This window comes from Micromonospora sp. NBRC 101691 (genome assembly GCF_030269285.1).
In the GTDB taxonomy this organism is placed as follows: Bacteria; Actinomycetota; Actinomycetes; order Mycobacteriales; family Micromonosporaceae; genus Micromonospora; species Micromonospora echinospora.
Genome location: NZ_BSTB01000013.1, coordinates 138,794 through 154,035, shown reverse-complemented (window position 1 = coordinate 154,035; position 15,242 = coordinate 138,794). Strand labels below are relative to the sequence as shown.

Sequence of the window (15,242 nt, the reverse complement as noted above, 5' to 3'; positions counted from 1 at the left end):
ACGTCCCCACGGACGCCGACGGCCGCCGACCCGTACCCGGGTCGGCGGCCGTCGTCGTGTGGTCGCCTCAGCGCTCCGCGAACGGTACGTAGTTCCGCTCGGCGGCACCGGTGTAGAGCTGCCGCGGACGGCCGATCTTGGTCTCCGGGTCGCCGATCATCTCGCGCCACTGCGCGATCCAGCCGGGCAGCCGGCCGAGCGCGAAGAGCACCGTGAACATCTTGGTCGGGAAGCCCATGGCCTTGTAGATCAGGCCGGTGTAGAAGTCCACGTTCGGGTAGAGCTTGCGGGAGACGAAGAAGTCGTCGGCGAGGGCGATCTCCTCGAGCTGCATCGCGAGGTCGAGCAGCGGGTCCGGCTTGGCCATCCGGCCGAGCACGTCCTGGGCGGCCTTCTTCACGATGGCGGCGCGCGGGTCGTAGTTCTTGTAGACCCGGTGGCCGAAGCCCATCAGCTTGACGCCGTCGGCCTTGTCCTTGACCTTGCGGACGAAGGACTGCACGTCCCCGCCGTCGGCCTGGATGCGCTGGAGCATCTCCAGCACCGCCTGGTTGGCGCCGCCGTGCAGCGGCCCGAAGAGCGCGTTGACCCCGGCCGAGACCGAGGCGAACAGGTTGGCGTTGCTGGAGCCCACCAGGCGGACCGTCGAGGTGGAGCAGTTCTGCTCGTGGTCGGCGTGCAGGACGAAGAGCATGTCCAGCACCCGGGCCATCACCGGGTCGACGTCGTACGGCTCGGCCGGCACGCCGAAGGTCATCCGGAGGAAGTTCTCCACGTACCCGAGCGAGTTGTCCGGGTAGAGCATCGCCTGCCCGATGGACTTCTTGTACGCGTACGAGGCGATGGTCGGGACCTTGGCCATCAGCCGGACGGTGGACATCTCCACGTGCTCGGCGTCGAACGGGTCCAGGCTGTCCTGGTAGAAGGTGGAGATCGCGCTCACCGCCGAGGAGAGCACCGCCATCGGGTGCGCGTCGCGCGGGAACCCGTCGAAGAAGCGCCGCATCTCCTCGTGCAGCAGCGAGTGCCGGCGGATCCGCTGGCTGAAATCGGTCAGCTGCGCCTCGGTCGGCAGCTCACCGTAGATGAGCAGGTAGGAGACCTCCAGGAAGGAGGACTTCTCGGCCAGTTGCTCGATGGGGTAGCCCCGGTACCGCAGGATGCCCGCGTCACCGTCGATGTAGGTGATCGCCGAGGAGCAGGCCGCGGTGTTGACGAAACCGGGGTCGTAGGTGACCAGTCCGGTCTCCTTCAGCAGCTTGCCGACCCGGATCCCGGCGGGGCCTTCGACCGCGGACTGCACCGGCATCGAAAGCTGCCCACCGGGGTGATCGAGCTTGACTTCCGTCATCTGTCCCTCGCTTCGCCGGCAGAATCTACGTTGAGGACCGCCTCCGCATTTTGGCGAAGGTGTCTTCGCTTTTACCGTAAACGCGATCCCTGTGACACCGCCCGTCGTGGTTGAGCGGTGAGGGATGCGTCACGCGATTCCCTATCGGCCGACTCGGAAACCCCGTCGTGCTGGGACGAAGCGGACGACCGACGGAGGTCGGGCGGGTTCTGGCAGTGACGACGAATGATGAGCGGAAATCATCCGAAACCATCCCGACATCGACGGCGGTCAGCCGCTTACGCGTTGTGGGATCAACCCTCGGTAACCGACGGCGGGCCGGGGCAACCGCAGGACTGCGGCACTGGTGGGCAGTGGGGGAAATCACTCGGCGACGAGAGGCGGCACGGCTGGCGGGCGGCGCGCGGCGTCAGCCGACCGGGGTGAGTCGGCGAAGCGTCCCGTCCGGGGCGACCTGGTGCACGTCGAGCCGGTTCGCTCCGGCCCGGAAGAGCGCGTCGTCGGTCAGCAGCGCCGCGAAACGCCGCCCGCCCGGGTCCGGTGGCACCACGGGCACCACCGCGCCGACGCGTCCGTTGACCGACACGGCCAGCAACGTGCCGTCGGGCACCCGGTCGGGCACCGTCCCCCAGACCAGCGCGGGCAGCCGCCCGGCGGCCGGGTCGACGGCACGGAACGCGTCGAGGTTGGCCACCCGGACCGTACCGCCGGTCGGCGGGTCGCCGACGGTGGTCCCCACCAGCGGGTGAGGCGCGGGCGGGGCGGGCGGGGCGGGTACGCCGCCGAGCAGCGTCAGCGGCTGCCCCGGCCGGTCGTAGAAGCGCTTGTCGGCCCGCCCACGGGCCTCCTGCCGCGCCGATCGGCCGTCGACCCGCCCCGGCAGGCGGACCCGGGCCAGGTCGGCCACGGTCGGCAGCAGGTCGACGTGCTCCCAGTTCCGGTCGTCGACCCGCCCGGCGCGCTGGCCGGGCTCCTTGACGAACGTCGGCACCCAGGCCACCTCGTCCGGGGCGGCGCGGATCGCGTCCATCCCCCGGCCCTGGGAACCGGTGGTGAAGCTGACGCCGTGGTCGGCGGTGACCACCAGCAGCGCCCGGTCGTAGAGGCCGGTCGCGCGCAGGGTGCGCAGCGTCTCGCCGATCAGCCGGTCGGTGTAGCCGAGCTGGGCCAGGTGCCGCTGCCGGCCCAGGTCGGCCCAGCCGGCGCCGTCGTCCGGCAGGTCGTTCGGGGCCTCGTACCGCGCTCCGGAGGGCAGGTACGTCCACGGCGGGTGCGGCACGAGCAGGTGCAGGAAGTGCAGCGTCGGCCGCGCGGCGGGACGCAGGTCGGCCAGGAAGCGGGTGAACCTGGCCGGCTGGTGGTCGTCCAGGCTGTCCCACCGGAACTTCGGGTCGGTCGGGGAGGGCTCGGCCGCGTCGAGTCCCGCCTCTGCGGCGGTGGGCTCCCGGTAGCTCGCCTCCGGGTCGACCCGGCTCTCCACCGGCGCGACGAGCTGCCCCAGCAGGTCGACGCTGGACCGGACCAGCACCCCGAGCCCCTGCTCCGGCAGGACCGGCTGGTCGCACCGGCTGGGCGGGCAGAGCCGGGTGATGCTCTCCTGGGCGTGGATGTCGTAGAGGCCGCCGAAGGCGGTGAAGAGGTTCTCCGGGTACCGGGAGTAGTGCGGGGCGTCCTGCCGGGCCGGGTAACGGCCGGTCAGCATCGCCGGCAGCGCGTAGGGGGTCCAGCCGCTGACGCCGGTGGCGTTGCGGTACCAGGTCGACCCGGCGGCCAGCTCGGCGAAGTGCGGGTACCGGGTCGCGTCGATCCGTCCGTCCGGGCCGAGCAGCGAGTGGAGGGGCAGCTCGTCGAGGACGAGCAGGACCACCGGCGGATGCCCGCCGGGACCGGTGGCCACACCCGCCCCCGTCCCGTCGGCGCGCGGCAGCACCACCGCCGAGGCCGGCGAGACGAGGACGAAGAGGGCGACGAAGACCGGTGGTCCGACCGCCGCGGCCCGGAACACCCGGCCGGGCACGCGCCAACGCCGGTGCGCCGCCGCGCCCGCCACCCCCACCGCGCCGGCGGCCAGCAGCAGCGGTACGCCCCGCAACGCGGTCACCTCCCGCCCCACCTGGACGGCGAGGACGGCGAGCAGCAGCGCGACGAGCACCCGGTGCGCCACCAGCCGGACCCGACCGCCGGCCAGCCGGGTCAGCGCGCCGAGCCCGGCCAGCACGGCGGTGGGCACCACGGCGACCAGGGCCAGCAGGGCCACCACCTGCCCGGGGGTGGCCCGGTGGAACAGGAAGAAGTCGGGGCTGCGGCCGAGCGCGTCCAGCAGCGGCTGGGTGACGGCCAGCCCGACCAGGGCGACCACCTCCAGCAGCAGGCCACCCTCGGCCCGCCAGACCGACGGCGGGGGCGCGGGGGCCGGGGCGACCTCGGCGGCCGGGGGCGCGATCGTCCGCTCAGCCACCCACGGTCCCGAGGTACAGGGTCCGGGTTCCCGACGGCAGGTCGAGCCGGCGGATGATCCGGCACCGCGCGCCGAGCAGCCGCTCGAAGACCTCGCACCGGTAGTCCGGGAAGATCCCCACCGGCTTGTTCGCCAGCAGCCGTCGCGCCATCGGGTCGCGGGGATGCACGAACTCCACCACGATCCGTCCGCCAGGGCGGGTCAGCCCGACCAGGGCGTCGACCACCTCCGGCAGGGGCACGTTGCGCCCGATGGCCAGGTGGTGCACGACCGCCAGGGCGAGCACGGCGTCGGCGGCGGTCCGGGCCGCGAAGGAGGACCGTTCCACCCCGCGCCAGCCACCGCCCGGGGACGGGTCGGCGAGGTCCATCACCAGGGGCAGGATCCGCCGCTCCGACTCGGCGCGCAGCCGCCGGTAGAACCGGTCGACCACCGCCGGGTCCTGTTCGACGGCGACCACCGCGTCGGCGTGCCGGGCGGCGATCCGGGCGTACCGGCCGTCGTTGGCGCCGAGGTCGAGGGCCAGCCGGGGACGCGGTCCGGCCGTCAGCGCGGCCTCGACGAAGCGTTCCTTGGCGGCCCGGTCCTCCGCCGAGTAGCCACAGGTGCGCTGGTAGTCGGCCCAGTGGCTGTCCGGCGGCGGCCGGTCCAGCCGGTCGACGAGCCGTTCGATGCCCCGGACGGTGGCCAGCGCCAGGTCCCGGGAGTACCCGGCGGCCCGGAGTTGGTCGCGGACGTCGGCGGTGGTGGCGGTGGCGTGCCGCCGCTGCATCGCCCCGTGCAGGTGCACGTGGGTCGGCACGCCGGGCAGCAGGCGGCGTACGCCCCGGAACAGCGGTCGCAGCTGGTCGGCCTCGATGCCGTCGACGCGGGACCGCAACCACGGCTGGAAGTCCACGCCGAGGTGGGCCTGGAGCAGCAGCGGATACAGCAGTGTCTGGCAGAACTGCCGGTAGCCCGCCCAGGGTTCGCCCTCGCGGGCCGGCTCGAACGACCCCACGTCGATGAAGACCGGGGCGGTCCCGCGCCACTGGACGTTGTAGGCCGACCCGTCCTTGAGGGTGAACCCGTGGGCGAGGGCGGTGCGGAGGATCTCCAGGTGCAGCAGCGCGGCGTCGCGCAGCATGCCGAACGACCACTCGTACGGGTGGGAGACGAACGGGATCCGCTCGTGCCGCAGCACGGCGGACCAGGGCGTGCCGGGCACCGGTTCGACCGGCTCGGTGCCGCAGACCTGGCCGGCGGCGAGCAGGGCACGGAAGAACTCCGTGCCGGCCAGGGCCCGGTAGTCGCGGGCAGCCTGCTCGTCGAGACCGCGCAGGACGTCGCCGTCGAGGTGGAACACCCGGTTCGCCGGGTCGCGGAACGAGGCCGGCTCGGCCCGGAGCCCGGTGTGGGGAACGGTCATGCCGGTCAGTGCCGGTCGGTGCGCTGACGCCGGAACCGGTCGGTCAGCCGGCGCCAGTAGAGCTTGGCGGCCACCGCCGCCCCGGCCACTCCGCCCACCACCGCCTGCACGATCAGGCTGCCGGATCCCGCGTCCAGGTAGGCCAGGTGCATCACCGACCCGCTCCCTTCCCTCGCCGTCGTGGAGTGAGTCCGGCCGGACGCACACTGAGGCGTATATGCCCTAAAAGCCGGACTTGTCTTCACACACCGTACGCTGCGTTCCGCCCGTACGGGGCCACACCGGGCAGCCGGTCAGCGAACGCCCCCGCGTCGGACCTCCGACGCGCGGCCCGCTGCGGGGACGGGCCGGGACGACCGCACGGAACCCCGCCGGGTCAGGCCCATCCGGCCGGCGACACGCCGGCTCCCCGGGTCCGATCCGTTCAAGACGACCGCGCCCCGCCCGCCCTACCGTCGGGGCATGACACCTCGTCTCGACCTGGTCGGTATGGCGACCACGGACATGGCCCGCACCCTGGACTTCTACCGCCGTCTCGGCGTCGACGTGCCGCCCGGCGCGGAGAACGAGCCGCACGTGGAGGTCAGCCTGCCCGGCGGCATCCGGCTGGCCTGGGACACCGTGGAGACGGTCCGGTCCTTCGACCCGGACTGGCAGCCGGCCGGCGGCAGTCCCCGGATGAACCTGGCGTTCCGCTGCGCCGACCCGACCGAGGTCGACCGGTACTACGCGGAACTGACCGGGGCCGGCTTCACCGGACACCTCGCCCCCTGGGACGCCTTCTGGGGGCAGCGGTACGCCGTCCTGCACGACCCGGAGGGCAACGGCGTCGACCTCTACGCCCCACTGCCGGGCTGAGCCGGCAACGCTCCCCTACCGGGCTGAGCCGGCTACGCCCCGCTACCGGGCGGACCCGACCGGAGCAGCGTGGTCGGCGGCACCCCGGCCAGATCCCGCACATCGCGGGTCAGGTGCGCCTGGTCGGCGTACCCGCTGCGGGCGGCCACCTCGGCCAACGGCGTACCGGTGCGGGCCAGGGCCAGCGCCCGCTGCATCCGCAGGATGCGGGCGAGGGTCTTCGGGCCGTACCCGAACAGGGCCAGGCAGCGACGGTGCAGGACCCTCGGGACGAGACCCACCTCGGCGGCGGTGGCGGCGACGGTGGCCCCGGCGCGCAGCCGGGCGGCGAGCCGGACGCCCAGCGGATCCGCGCCGCCGGCCCCGCGCAGCCGCGCCGCCGCGACCGATTCCAGCACCTTCCCCGGGGCCCGCGCCGCCCGCTCGGCCAGCTCGGCGACCGCCCGGTCACCCCAGAGGTCGGCCAGTGGCACCCGCCGGTCCCGCAGCGCGTCGGCGGGCAGGCCGAACACCGCCGGCCCGACACCGGGCGGCAGCCGCAGGCCGACCCACCGCTCCCCCGGATCACCGGCCGAGACGTGCGCCCGGCGGTCCGGCCCGGCCACCACCAGCCCGGCCCGGCTGGACCAGAGCAGGTCGAGGCAGCCGTCGGGCAGCACCCGGGTCGGGACGACGTCCGCCGGGGCGGTGCTGGTCCACAGCACCGCCCCGGCGAGCCGCGCGGGCCGTTCCCGGTACACGCCCCCACCCTGCCACCCGCTCGACGACATGCCCTGGCCCGGGGTGCCGGCTGGGGCTGGGGTGGTAGCAGGGGCCCCTTGTTACCGCTTTTTGATGAGGAAGGGTCCCCTGCAACCACCTCAGCGGTGGTGGTGGCGGCGGCGGTGGTGGTGGTGGCGCAGGTGGTGGTGGCGCTGCTGGTGGTGCATCGCCGCGCGTAGCAGCACGAACCGCAGCACCGTGGCGGCCAGGTTCGCCGCGACCAGCACCACCAGCTCCACCGGGCGGGGCGGGGTGGCGGTCACCGCGTGCAGCGCCGCGAGGGAACCGCTGGTCAACGCCAGGCCGAGGCCGAAGGCGACCAGCCCCTGGAGGTGGTGCCGGCCGGCGTGCCGGCGACCGCTGATGCCGAACGTGAGCCGCCGGTTCGCCGCCGTGTTCCCCACCGCGGTGACCAGCAGCGCCAGCAGGTTCGCCGGTTGCGCGCCGAGCGCGCTGCGGGCGGCCAGGAAGATCACCAGGTACGCCAGCGTGCTCGCCACCCCCACCGCCGCGAACCGGGCCACCTGCCGGGGCAGGCCGGCCGGCACCCGGTCCGGGGGCGGGCGCAGCGGGGCCCGGCCGAGCTGTTCGCGCAGCTCGGTCAGGGGCAGCGCGCCGGTGCCCAGGGCCCGGCCCAGCCGCCCGATACCGCGCAGGTCGGCCAGCGCGGTGGCGACGATGTCCACCCGGCTGTCCGGGTCGTCGACCCAGTCCACCGGCACCTCGTGGATGCGCAGGCCGGAGCGCTCGGCGAGCACGAGCAGTTCGGTGTCGAAGAACCAGCCGGTGTCCTCGACCAGCGGCAGCAGCCGGGCGGCCACGTCCGCGCGGATCGCCTTGAAGCCGCACTGGGCGTCCGAGAAGCGGGTGGACAGGGTGCCGCGCAGCAGCAGGTTGTAGCCCCGGGAGATCACCTCCCGCCGGGCTCCCCGGACCACCCGCGAGCTGCGCGCCAGCCGGGTGCCGATGGCCAGGTCCGAGTGACCGGAGACGAGCGGGGCGACCAGCGGCAGCAGCGCGGCCAGGTCGGTGGAGAGGTCCACGTCCATGTACGCCAGGACCGAGCCGGGCGAGGCCGACCAGGCGGCGCGCAGCGCCCGGCCCCGCCCCTTGGCGTCCAGGTGCAGCACCTCGACGCCGGGCAGTTCGTCGGCGAGGTCCCGGGCCACCGTCAGCGTGGTGTCGGTGCTGGCGTTGTCGGCGACGGTGATCCGGAACGGGTACGGGAAGTGGCCGGCGAGGTGGGCGTGCAGCCGCCGGACACAGGGACCGAGGTCCACCTCCTCGTTGTGGACCGGCACCACGACGTCGAGCAGGGTCGGCGGCGCGTCCGGCCACGCCGGCACGGCCGGTCCGAGCTGCGGGGAGTACGTCATCGTCAGCCCTGCCTTCCGCTGCTGAGGTCGTAGACGGTGGTCCCGTCCACGGTCTGCGACGCGAAGTTCCCGGCCACCCATGCGGCGATCTCCGCCGACGCGTTGCTGCCGCCGTTGGCCCGGAAGCCACCGCCGCCGAGGAACCAGTGGATCTCGCCGTCGGCGACGTACCGCTGGAACTGGGCGAGGGTGGGCGACGGGTCGCTGCCGTTGAACCCACCGATCGCCATCACCGGTGCACCGGTGGCCAGCTGGTAACCGGAGGCGTTGTTCGACCCGACGGTGGCCGCGACCCAGGTGTAGTCGTCGCTGTCGGCCTCCAGCAGGGCACGCAGCTCGGCGCTCGGCTCGGTGGCGTTCAGCAGCCCGCCCAGGCCACCGCCCCGCAGCACGTTCCCGCCGGTCGGTCCACCCGGGGCCGCTCCGCCGGGTGTCTGCCCGCCGTCGGGGACCTGGCTGCCCTGGGGTGCCGGGCCGCCGTCCGGGAAGCCCGGGAAGGGGGTGCCGGCCGGTCCGGACCGGCCGTCCTCCTGGCCGTCCTGGCCGCTCCGGCGACCGGGGAGACCGGGGAACTCACCGCCACCGGGCGGCAGGCCGGCGCGCATCCGTCCCGGGCCACCGCCGAAGCCGCCCTGGACCGCCGGGCCCGCGCTGGGAATGGAGCCGGCGTGCGGCGTGGCGGCGGTCTGCGCCGCGTACGCCGCCGGACCGGCCAGCGCGGTCACCGCCCCCACTGCCAGCACCAGCGGGGTCAGCCGACGGGTGAGCCGGCCGGCGACCAGCACCAGCAGCGTCCCGGCCAGTCCGGCGACCGGCACCACGGTGCGCAGCCACGGGAACCAGTCGGGGCTGCGCCCGAGCAGAGTCCACGACCACCAGGCGGTGACGGCGACGGCGACCGCCAGCGCCCCGGTGGCGCACCAGCCGCGCCAACGGGACGCGGTGGCGGTAGCCGTAGCGGTGGCAGTGGGGACGGCAGTGGGGACGGGGGCGCCGGCCCGGTGCCGCCAGAGCAGGGTGACGCCGGTGCCGACCAGCGCGCCGACCGCCGGGGCGAGGGCGACCGTGTAGTACGCGTGGAAGATGCCGCCCATCAGGCTGAACACCGCGCCGGTGACCAGCAGCCAACCGCCCCAGAGCAGCAGCCCGGCCCGGGTCCGGTCGGTCCGCGCCGCCCCTCCGGCCAGCACGAGACCGGCGACCAGGAGGATCAGCGCGGCCGGGAGCAGCCAGGAGATCTGCCCGCCGACCTCGGTGTCGAACATCCGCAGCAGCCCGGTCTGGGCGGAGAACGGCCCACCACCGCGCGGCCCGACGCTGCCCACCTCGTCGCCGGTGAGCCGGCCGAGCCCGTTGTAGCCGAGGGTCAGTTCGAGGACGCTGTCGGTCTGCGAGCCGCCGATGTACGGGCGGGACTCCGCCGGCACCAGCTCGACGACCGCCACCCACCAGCCGGCGGCGGCCACCAGGCCCAGCCCGGCGAGGAGGAGCTGCCGGATCCGTCGCCGGAAGCCGGTCGGCGCGGCCACCAGGTAGACCCCGGCGAAGACCGGCACCACCAGGAACGCCTGGAGCATCTTGGTCAGGAAACCGAACCCGACCAGTACGCCGACCAGCGTGATCCACCGGGTCGAGGCGGTCTCCAGGGCCCGTACGGTGGCGTACGCGGCGACGGTCAGCAGGAGCACCAGCAGCGCGTCCGGGTTGTTGAACCGGAACATCAACGTGGCGACCGGGGTGAGCGCGAGCACCGTACCGGCGATCAGCCCGGCGGCCGGACCGTGCCAGCGGCGGACGGTCGCGTACAGCACGCCGACGGTGGCGACACCGAGCAGTGCCTGTGGCACGAGGATCGACCAGGAGCTGAGGCCGAACAGGCGGACGGAGAGGGCCATCAGCCACAGCGAGGCGGGGGTCTTGTCCACGGTGATCGAGTTGGCCGCGTCGGAGGAGCCGTAGAAGAAGGCCGTCCAGCTCGCCGAGCCGGCCTGCGCGGCGGCCGAGTAGTACGCGTTGGCCCAGCCGGACGCGCCGAGCCCCCACAGGTAGAGCAGCGCGGTGCCGAGCAGCAACGCCACCACCGCCGCACGGGTCCATCGGGGACGGTCCCGGGTGGGTCGGGGCGGTGGCCGGTGACCGGCGAGGGCTCCGGTGACCGGTCCGGAACCGACGGGGGCGTCGGCGGCCGGTCCGGAACCGGCGGGGGCGTCGGCGGCCGGTCCGGAACCGACGACGGACGGGGTCGGCAGGGTCTCGGTTCTCTCCATGCCGGCCAGCCTCGACGGCGTCGCTGGCCCCGCCCCGTGAGACGCCTATGCGTGCGCTGTGCGACCGGTGTGACCGGGCAGACGTACGGTGAACAGGGTCCGCCCGGGTCGGCTGTCCACCTCGACCCGACCGTGGTGGGCGTCCACCACGGCGGCCACGATGGCCAGTCCGAGCCCGGTGCTGCCGTGCGCCCGGGAGCGGGAGCTGTCGCCCCGGGCGAACCGTTCGAACACCTCCGGTTGCAGTTCCGCCGGGATGCCGGGCCCGTCGTCGGCGACGGTCAGCACGGCGGCGTCCGGTTCGGCCCGCAGCGTGGTGGTGACGGTGGTGCCGGGCGGGGTGTGCACCCGCGCGTTGGTCAGCAGGTTGGTCACCACCTGGTGCAGCCGGGCGGCGTCGCCCGACACCTCGACCGCCTCGTCCGGCAGGTCGAGCTGCCAGCGCTGCTCGGGGCCGGCGACGTGCGCGTCGCTGACCGCGTCGACCACCAGCGCGGACAGGTCCACCGGCGCGGACACCAGCGGTCGCCCCGAGTCGAGTCGGGCCAGCAGCAGCAGGTCGTCCACGAGGCTGGTCATCCGCACGCTCTCCGACTCCACCCGGCGCAGCGCGTGCGCCACGTCGGGCGGGGCCTGCGCGCGGCCCCGGCGGGCCACCTCCGCGTACCCCCGGATCGCGGCGAGCGGGGTACGCAGCTCGTGGCTGGCGTCGGCGACGAACTGGCGTACCCGGGTCTCGCTGGCCTGGCGGGCGGCGAGCGCGGCGGCGACGTGCCCGAGCATCCGGTTGAGCGCGACGCCGACCTGGCCGACCTCGGTGCGCGGGTCGGTGTCGGCGGCCGGCACCCGGACGGAGAGGGCGACCTCGCCCCGGTCCAGCGGCAGCTCGGTGACCCGGGTGGCGGTGGCGGCGACCCGGCGCAGCGGGCGCAGGGTGGCCTGGACGATCAGCGCGCCCGCCGAGCCGGCGAGCAGCAGGCCGACGGTGGCGATGCCGGCCTGCGCGGCCACCATCCGCCAGACGGTCTCCTGCACGCCGGCCAGCGGCACCCCGAGGGCCCGGACGCTGCCGTCGCGGAACCGCTGCGCCACGAACCGGTAGTCGCCCCGGTCACCGAGGTCGACGGTGCGGGGCCGACCGTCGGTGGGCAGGGTGGCGACCGCCGCGACCTGCTCCGGGGAGACGGTCTCCTCGTCCCGGCCGGAGTTGAGCGTCCGGGCGGCGGTGACCTGGCCGTCGGCGGTCCAGGCGACGATCGTGCCGGTCGGGAAACCGGGCGGGACGCGCAGGGCGACGATGTCACGCAGCGCCCCGCCGGGCGTGGGCCCGGCGGGCCCCCGGGGCTGCCAGTCCGGGGCCAACTGGTCGTCGACCTGGGAGATCAGGAAGTGCCGCAGCGCCACCGTGGTGATTCCGCCGACGCCGACGCTGACCAGGGCGAGGAGCACGACCAGGATGGCCACCAGCCGGGCGCGCAGGGACCAGCCGGTCAGCCAGCGCCGCAGCGCCCGGCGGCCGTCGCGGCGGGCGCGGGCGGTGCGGCCGGTCTCACGGGGCCGGCTTGAGGACATACCCTGCCCCGCGCAGCGTGTGGATCATCGGCTCGCGGCCGGCGTCGATCTTCTTCCGGAGGTACGAGATGTACAGCTCGACGACGTTCGCCTGCCCGCCGAAGTCGTAGTTCCAGACGTGGTCGAGGATCTGGGCCTTGCTGAGCACCCGGCGGGGGTTACGCATCAGGTAGCGGAGCAGTTCGAACTCGGTGGCGGTGAGGGTGATCAGGTCGTCGCCCCGGCGGACCTCGTGGCTGTCCTCGTCGAGGCTCAGGTCACCGACGGTGAGGACGGCCTCCTCGCGGGCGGCCACGGCCAGCCCGGCCCGGCGCAGCAGCGCGCGGAGCCGGGCGATCACCTCCTCCAGGCTGAACGGCTTGGTGACGTAGTCGTCGCCGCCGACGGTCAGCCCGGCGATCCGGTCCTGCACCGCGTCCCGGGCGGTCAGGAAGAGCACCGGCACGTTCGGAGCCTGCTCGCGCAGTCGGCGGAGCACCTGGAAGCCGTCCAGGTCGGGCAGCATGACGTCGAGCACCACCACGTCCGGTCGGACCTGCCGGGCGCTGCTCAGCGCGGCCATGCCGTTGGCGGCGGTGGCCACCTGCCAGCCCTCGTAGCGCAGCGCCATGGCGAGCAGGTCGGTCAGGGTGGGCTCGTCGTCGACCACCAGCACCCGGACCGGTCCACCGTCCGGCCGGCGCAGCTCGATCCGGCCCGGCAGCGCGTGCCCGTCGGTCACCATGGGCACCATCTTCACCCCGGGTGCTGTGTCCCGTCTCGGTCTTCCCTGTGCGCCGCCTGTGCGCGTCGCCGGGCTCCACGGCCAGCGCGTCGCCGGGCTCCACGGCCACCCGGTCAGCGGGCGCGGGCCCAGGAGAGGAAGCGCAGGGCCAGGTCGGACGGGGTGGCGTCGTCCGGCCGGCCGGGCGGAAGGTCGGCCGCCGCGTCCTCCATCATCAGGTTCAGGTAGATCAGCAGGGTGGGCCGGTTCCCCCGGTACTCGACGAGCAGCCGCAGCCGGGCCGACGAGCAGGGCCACGGCGCACCGCAGGCCCGGCACCGCCAGGACGGGCGGGCGGCGGTGTGCTCGGGCCGACGACGCCCGGCGGTCACCGCCGCCCACCTCGGGCGGGAGCAGGCGTACGCGTCGGGGTCGTTCGGGGATGTGGCCACCGTGTGGCGTTCCCGTGGTTCCGGAGGCTCAATCCACCCACCCGCCTTTCGTCCGTCCGTCGTGGAGGGCCGCCCCGCCTCCCCCAGGGGCGGCCCGGCAGGCACGGTCGCCGGGTCTCGCCTCCACCGACCGCACCGCCACCCGAACACCCTCCCCCACAGTGGTCAGACAACTACAGCCCGTGAGAAGGTGGCGACCAGACGTCTTCGCCATCCCGAAGGGAAGCCGAATGAACGATGCCTTCCGGGCCGCCCTGCACGCCACCGGCCACACCACCGAATCCCTCGCCGAAGCGATAGGAGTCGATCCGAAGACCACCATGCGGTGGTTGACCGAGGGACGCGTGCCGTACCCCCGGCACCGCGCGGCAGCCGCCGAGGCCCTCGGCCGAGACATCTCGGACATCTGGCCGGACACATTCCGGCGGAAGGTGCCGCTGTGGTTCCGTCCGTGGCAGGAGATCGAGCGGGAGGCGGTGTCACTGCGCTCGTACGAAAGCATGGTCCTGCCGGGGCTGCTCCAGACCGAGGCGTACGCCCGCGCCGTGCTGGCCGGCGGCGGACTGCTCGCCCGGGGCGAGGTGGAGCGGCACCTGGCCACCCGGCTCGCCCGGCAGGGCATCCTCACCCGGGACGACCCGCCCCAGTTCACGGCGGTGATCGACGAGGGGGTGCTGCGCCGCCCGGTGGGCGGCCGGGAGACCATGCGCGAGCAACTGTCGGCCCTGGTCACGGCGTGCGCCGCACCGCACGTCCGGGTGCACGTGGTGCCGTCCACGGTGGGCGCCTACGCCGGGCTCAACGGCCCGTTCGTGGTCGCGCAGAGCCCCGACCACCGGCTCGCCGGCTACCTGGACAACCAACTCCAGGGACACGTGGTCAGCGAGGCGGACGAGCTGGCGGCGATACTGGCAGCGTGGGAGAACGTGCGCGGCGAGGCGCTCTCCCACTGGCAATCCGTCGACCTCATCACGGAAGTGGCGAAGACATGGACCTGACCGGCGCACGGTGGCGCAAGAGCACTCGGAGCAGCGGCAACGGCGGCAACTGCGTCGAGGTCGCCGACAACCTGTCCGACGTGGTCGGCGTACGCGACAGCAAGGACCCGGACGGCCCGGCCCTGGCCTTCTCCCCCACCGCCTGGCGGGTCTTCGTCGCCCGGGTCGCCCGACCCTCCTGACCCGCCGCGTCCGGCATGGACACCGCCCGGCCGTGCGTCGTGGTGGGATGGCCGGATGAGCCGAACCACCGACGTCGCCGCACCGGACCAGATCGCCTACCTGGACACCGCCGCCGCGACACCGGTGGGTCTGGACTACAAGCGACGCCTGGTCGAGGCGCTCGACGTACGGCCGGGGCAGACCGTGGTCGACCTGGGCTGCGGGCCGGGGACGGACCTCGCCGCGCTGGCCGACGCGGTCGGACCGGACGGCACCGTGCTCGGCGTCGACCACGAGCCCCGGATGGTCACCGAGGCGGGTCGCCGGTTCGCCGACCGGCCGAACGTCGAGGTGCGGGCCGGCGACGTCCGCGACCTGCCGCTGGCGGACGCGAGCGTGGACCGCGCCCGGGTGGACCGCGTCCTGCAACACGTGCCGGAGCCGGCGCGGGCGTTCGCGGAGGCCCGGCGGGTGCTGCGGCCGGGTGGCCTCTTCGCCATGGCCGAACCGGACTGGGACACCCTCGCCGTCGCCGACGACGACGTGGCGACAAGCCGCCGCTTCGCGCGGTTCAGCGCCGGGCGGGTCCGCAACGCCACGATGGGGCGGGAGCTGGTCCGGCTGGCCGTCCGGGCCGGCTTCCGGACCCGGTCGGTCGAGCCGGTGGCGGTGCTGTTCCAGGATTTCGGCACCGCCGACCAGATCCTCGGGCTGCGGCGCAACGCGGCACGGGCGGTCCAGGCCGGCGAGCTGGCCGAGGCGGACGTACGGGCGTGGCTGCACCGGCTGGAGACCGGCCCGACACTCGCCGGCTTCACGTTCTACCTGGTCACCGCCGAGGCGTGAAAAGCCGGGCACACAGCCGGCACACAGCT

The 15,242-nt window shown here is 74.4% G+C and carries 14 protein-coding genes; 4 read left to right on the top strand and 10 right to left on the bottom strand.

All coding sequences use genetic code 11. The features are described from left to right. Positions 1-67 precede the first annotated feature (67 nt). The 4 genes from QSK20_RS20380 to QSK20_RS20365 all read right to left on the bottom strand — a co-directional run bounded on the left by QSK20_RS20380 (position 68) and on the right by QSK20_RS20365 (position 5,372). Entirely contained in the window at positions 68-1,351 is a 1,284-nt protein-coding gene (locus tag QSK20_RS20380) for a citrate synthase (RefSeq protein ID WP_285790183.1), read from the bottom strand. A 409-nt stretch (positions 1,352-1,760) separates the two neighbouring features. Next, positions 1,761-3,794, bottom strand: coding sequence for a sulfatase-like hydrolase/transferase (locus QSK20_RS20375; RefSeq protein WP_285790243.1), 2,034 nt, complete (start codon positions 3,792-3,794; stop codon positions 1,761-1,763). A 7-nt stretch (positions 3,795-3,801) separates the two neighbouring features. Next, positions 3,802-5,217 (bottom strand): class I SAM-dependent methyltransferase, encoded by a 1,416-nt coding sequence (locus QSK20_RS20370; RefSeq protein WP_285790182.1) that lies wholly within the window; start codon positions 5,215-5,217, stop codon positions 3,802-3,804. Positions 5,218-5,222: 5 nt separating this feature from the next. Beyond that, positions 5,223-5,372, bottom strand: coding sequence for a hypothetical protein (locus QSK20_RS20365; RefSeq protein ID WP_186542703.1), 150 nt, complete (start codon positions 5,370-5,372; stop codon positions 5,223-5,225). Between the two features lie 307 nt (positions 5,373-5,679). Between QSK20_RS20365 and QSK20_RS20360 the strand changes: the two genes are divergently transcribed. Then, positions 5,680-6,075, top strand: a complete 396-nt coding sequence (locus tag QSK20_RS20360; RefSeq protein WP_285790181.1) for a VOC family protein — start codon at positions 5,680-5,682, stop codon at positions 6,073-6,075. A gap of 32 nt (positions 6,076-6,107) precedes the next feature. Here the strand turns inward: QSK20_RS20360 and QSK20_RS20355 are convergent, their stop codons facing one another. From QSK20_RS20355 to QSK20_RS20330, 6 genes are all read right to left on the bottom strand, one after another. After that, entirely contained in the window at positions 6,108-6,815 is a 708-nt protein-coding gene (locus tag QSK20_RS20355) for a helix-turn-helix transcriptional regulator (protein WP_285790180.1), read from the bottom strand. Positions 6,816-6,935: 120 nt separating this feature from the next. Next, the gene (locus tag QSK20_RS20350; protein ID WP_285790179.1) at positions 6,936-8,213 is read right to left on the bottom strand and encodes a bifunctional glycosyltransferase family 2/GtrA family protein; all 1,278 of its coding nucleotides are present in this window, start codon (positions 8,211-8,213) and stop codon (positions 6,936-6,938) included. Between the two features lie 2 nt (positions 8,214-8,215). Next, the gene (locus QSK20_RS20345; RefSeq protein WP_285790178.1) at positions 8,216-10,480 is read right to left on the bottom strand and encodes a glycosyltransferase family 39 protein; all 2,265 of its coding nucleotides are present in this window, start codon (positions 10,478-10,480) and stop codon (positions 8,216-8,218) included. Positions 10,481-10,525: 45 nt separating this feature from the next. Next, on the bottom strand, positions 10,526-11,974 hold the full coding sequence (locus QSK20_RS20340; protein WP_285790242.1) for a sensor histidine kinase: 1,449 nt from the start codon (positions 11,972-11,974) through the stop codon (positions 10,526-10,528). A 55-nt stretch (positions 11,975-12,029) separates the two neighbouring features. Beyond that, entirely contained in the window at positions 12,030-12,785 is a 756-nt protein-coding gene (locus QSK20_RS20335) for a response regulator transcription factor (protein ID WP_502888961.1), read from the bottom strand. A gap of 104 nt (positions 12,786-12,889) precedes the next feature. Then, positions 12,890-13,207, bottom strand: coding sequence for a flavin reductase (locus QSK20_RS20330; protein ID WP_285790177.1), 318 nt, complete (start codon positions 13,205-13,207; stop codon positions 12,890-12,892). A gap of 230 nt (positions 13,208-13,437) precedes the next feature. Between QSK20_RS20330 and QSK20_RS20325 the strand changes: the two genes are divergently transcribed. Genes QSK20_RS20325 through QSK20_RS20315 form a run of 3 tightly spaced genes read left to right on the top strand, consistent with a single transcriptional unit; the run spans position 13,438 to position 15,213 of the window. Continuing rightward, on the top strand, positions 13,438-14,205 hold the full coding sequence (locus tag QSK20_RS20325) for a Scr1 family TA system antitoxin-like transcriptional regulator (RefSeq protein WP_285790176.1): 768 nt from the start codon (positions 13,438-13,440) through the stop codon (positions 14,203-14,205). Next, positions 14,196-14,387 (top strand): DUF397 domain-containing protein, encoded by a 192-nt coding sequence (locus QSK20_RS20320; protein ID WP_285790175.1) that lies wholly within the window; start codon positions 14,196-14,198, stop codon positions 14,385-14,387. The genes QSK20_RS20325 and QSK20_RS20320 overlap by 10 nt, the downstream gene beginning before the upstream one ends. A gap of 55 nt (positions 14,388-14,442) precedes the next feature. Beyond that, a complete protein-coding gene (locus QSK20_RS20315) occupies positions 14,443-15,213 on the top strand; it encodes a methyltransferase domain-containing protein (RefSeq protein WP_285790174.1) in 771 nt (256 codons plus the stop codon). The last annotated feature ends 29 nt before the right edge of the window (positions 15,214-15,242 follow it).

Excerpts from the sequence above, each read along its gene's own strand:
- QSK20_RS20335 (WP_502888961.1), bottom strand. The coding sequence starts at position 12,785 with ATGGTGCCCATGGTGACCGACGGGCACGCGCTGCCGGGCCGGATCGAG.
- QSK20_RS20370 (WP_285790182.1), bottom strand. The coding sequence starts at position 5,217 with ATGACCGTTCCCCACACCGGGCTCCGGGCCGAGCCGGCCTCGTTCCGC.
- QSK20_RS20325 (WP_285790176.1), top strand. The coding sequence starts at position 13,438 with ATGAACGATGCCTTCCGGGCCGCCCTGCACGCCACCGGCCACACCACC.
- QSK20_RS20380 (WP_285790183.1), bottom strand. The coding sequence starts at position 1,351 with ATGACGGAAGTCAAGCTCGATCACCCCGGTGGGCAGCTTTCGATGCCG.
- QSK20_RS20315 (WP_285790174.1), top strand. The coding sequence starts at position 14,443 with ATGAGCCGAACCACCGACGTCGCCGCACCGGACCAGATCGCCTACCTG.
- QSK20_RS20345 (WP_285790178.1), bottom strand. The coding sequence starts at position 10,480 with ATGGAGAGAACCGAGACCCTGCCGACCCCGTCCGTCGTCGGTTCCGGA.
- QSK20_RS20320 (WP_285790175.1), top strand. The coding sequence starts at position 14,196 with ATGGACCTGACCGGCGCACGGTGGCGCAAGAGCACTCGGAGCAGCGGC.
- QSK20_RS20360 (WP_285790181.1), top strand. The coding sequence starts at position 5,680 with ATGACACCTCGTCTCGACCTGGTCGGTATGGCGACCACGGACATGGCC.
- QSK20_RS20350 (WP_285790179.1), bottom strand. The coding sequence starts at position 8,213 with ATGACGTACTCCCCGCAGCTCGGACCGGCCGTGCCGGCGTGGCCGGAC.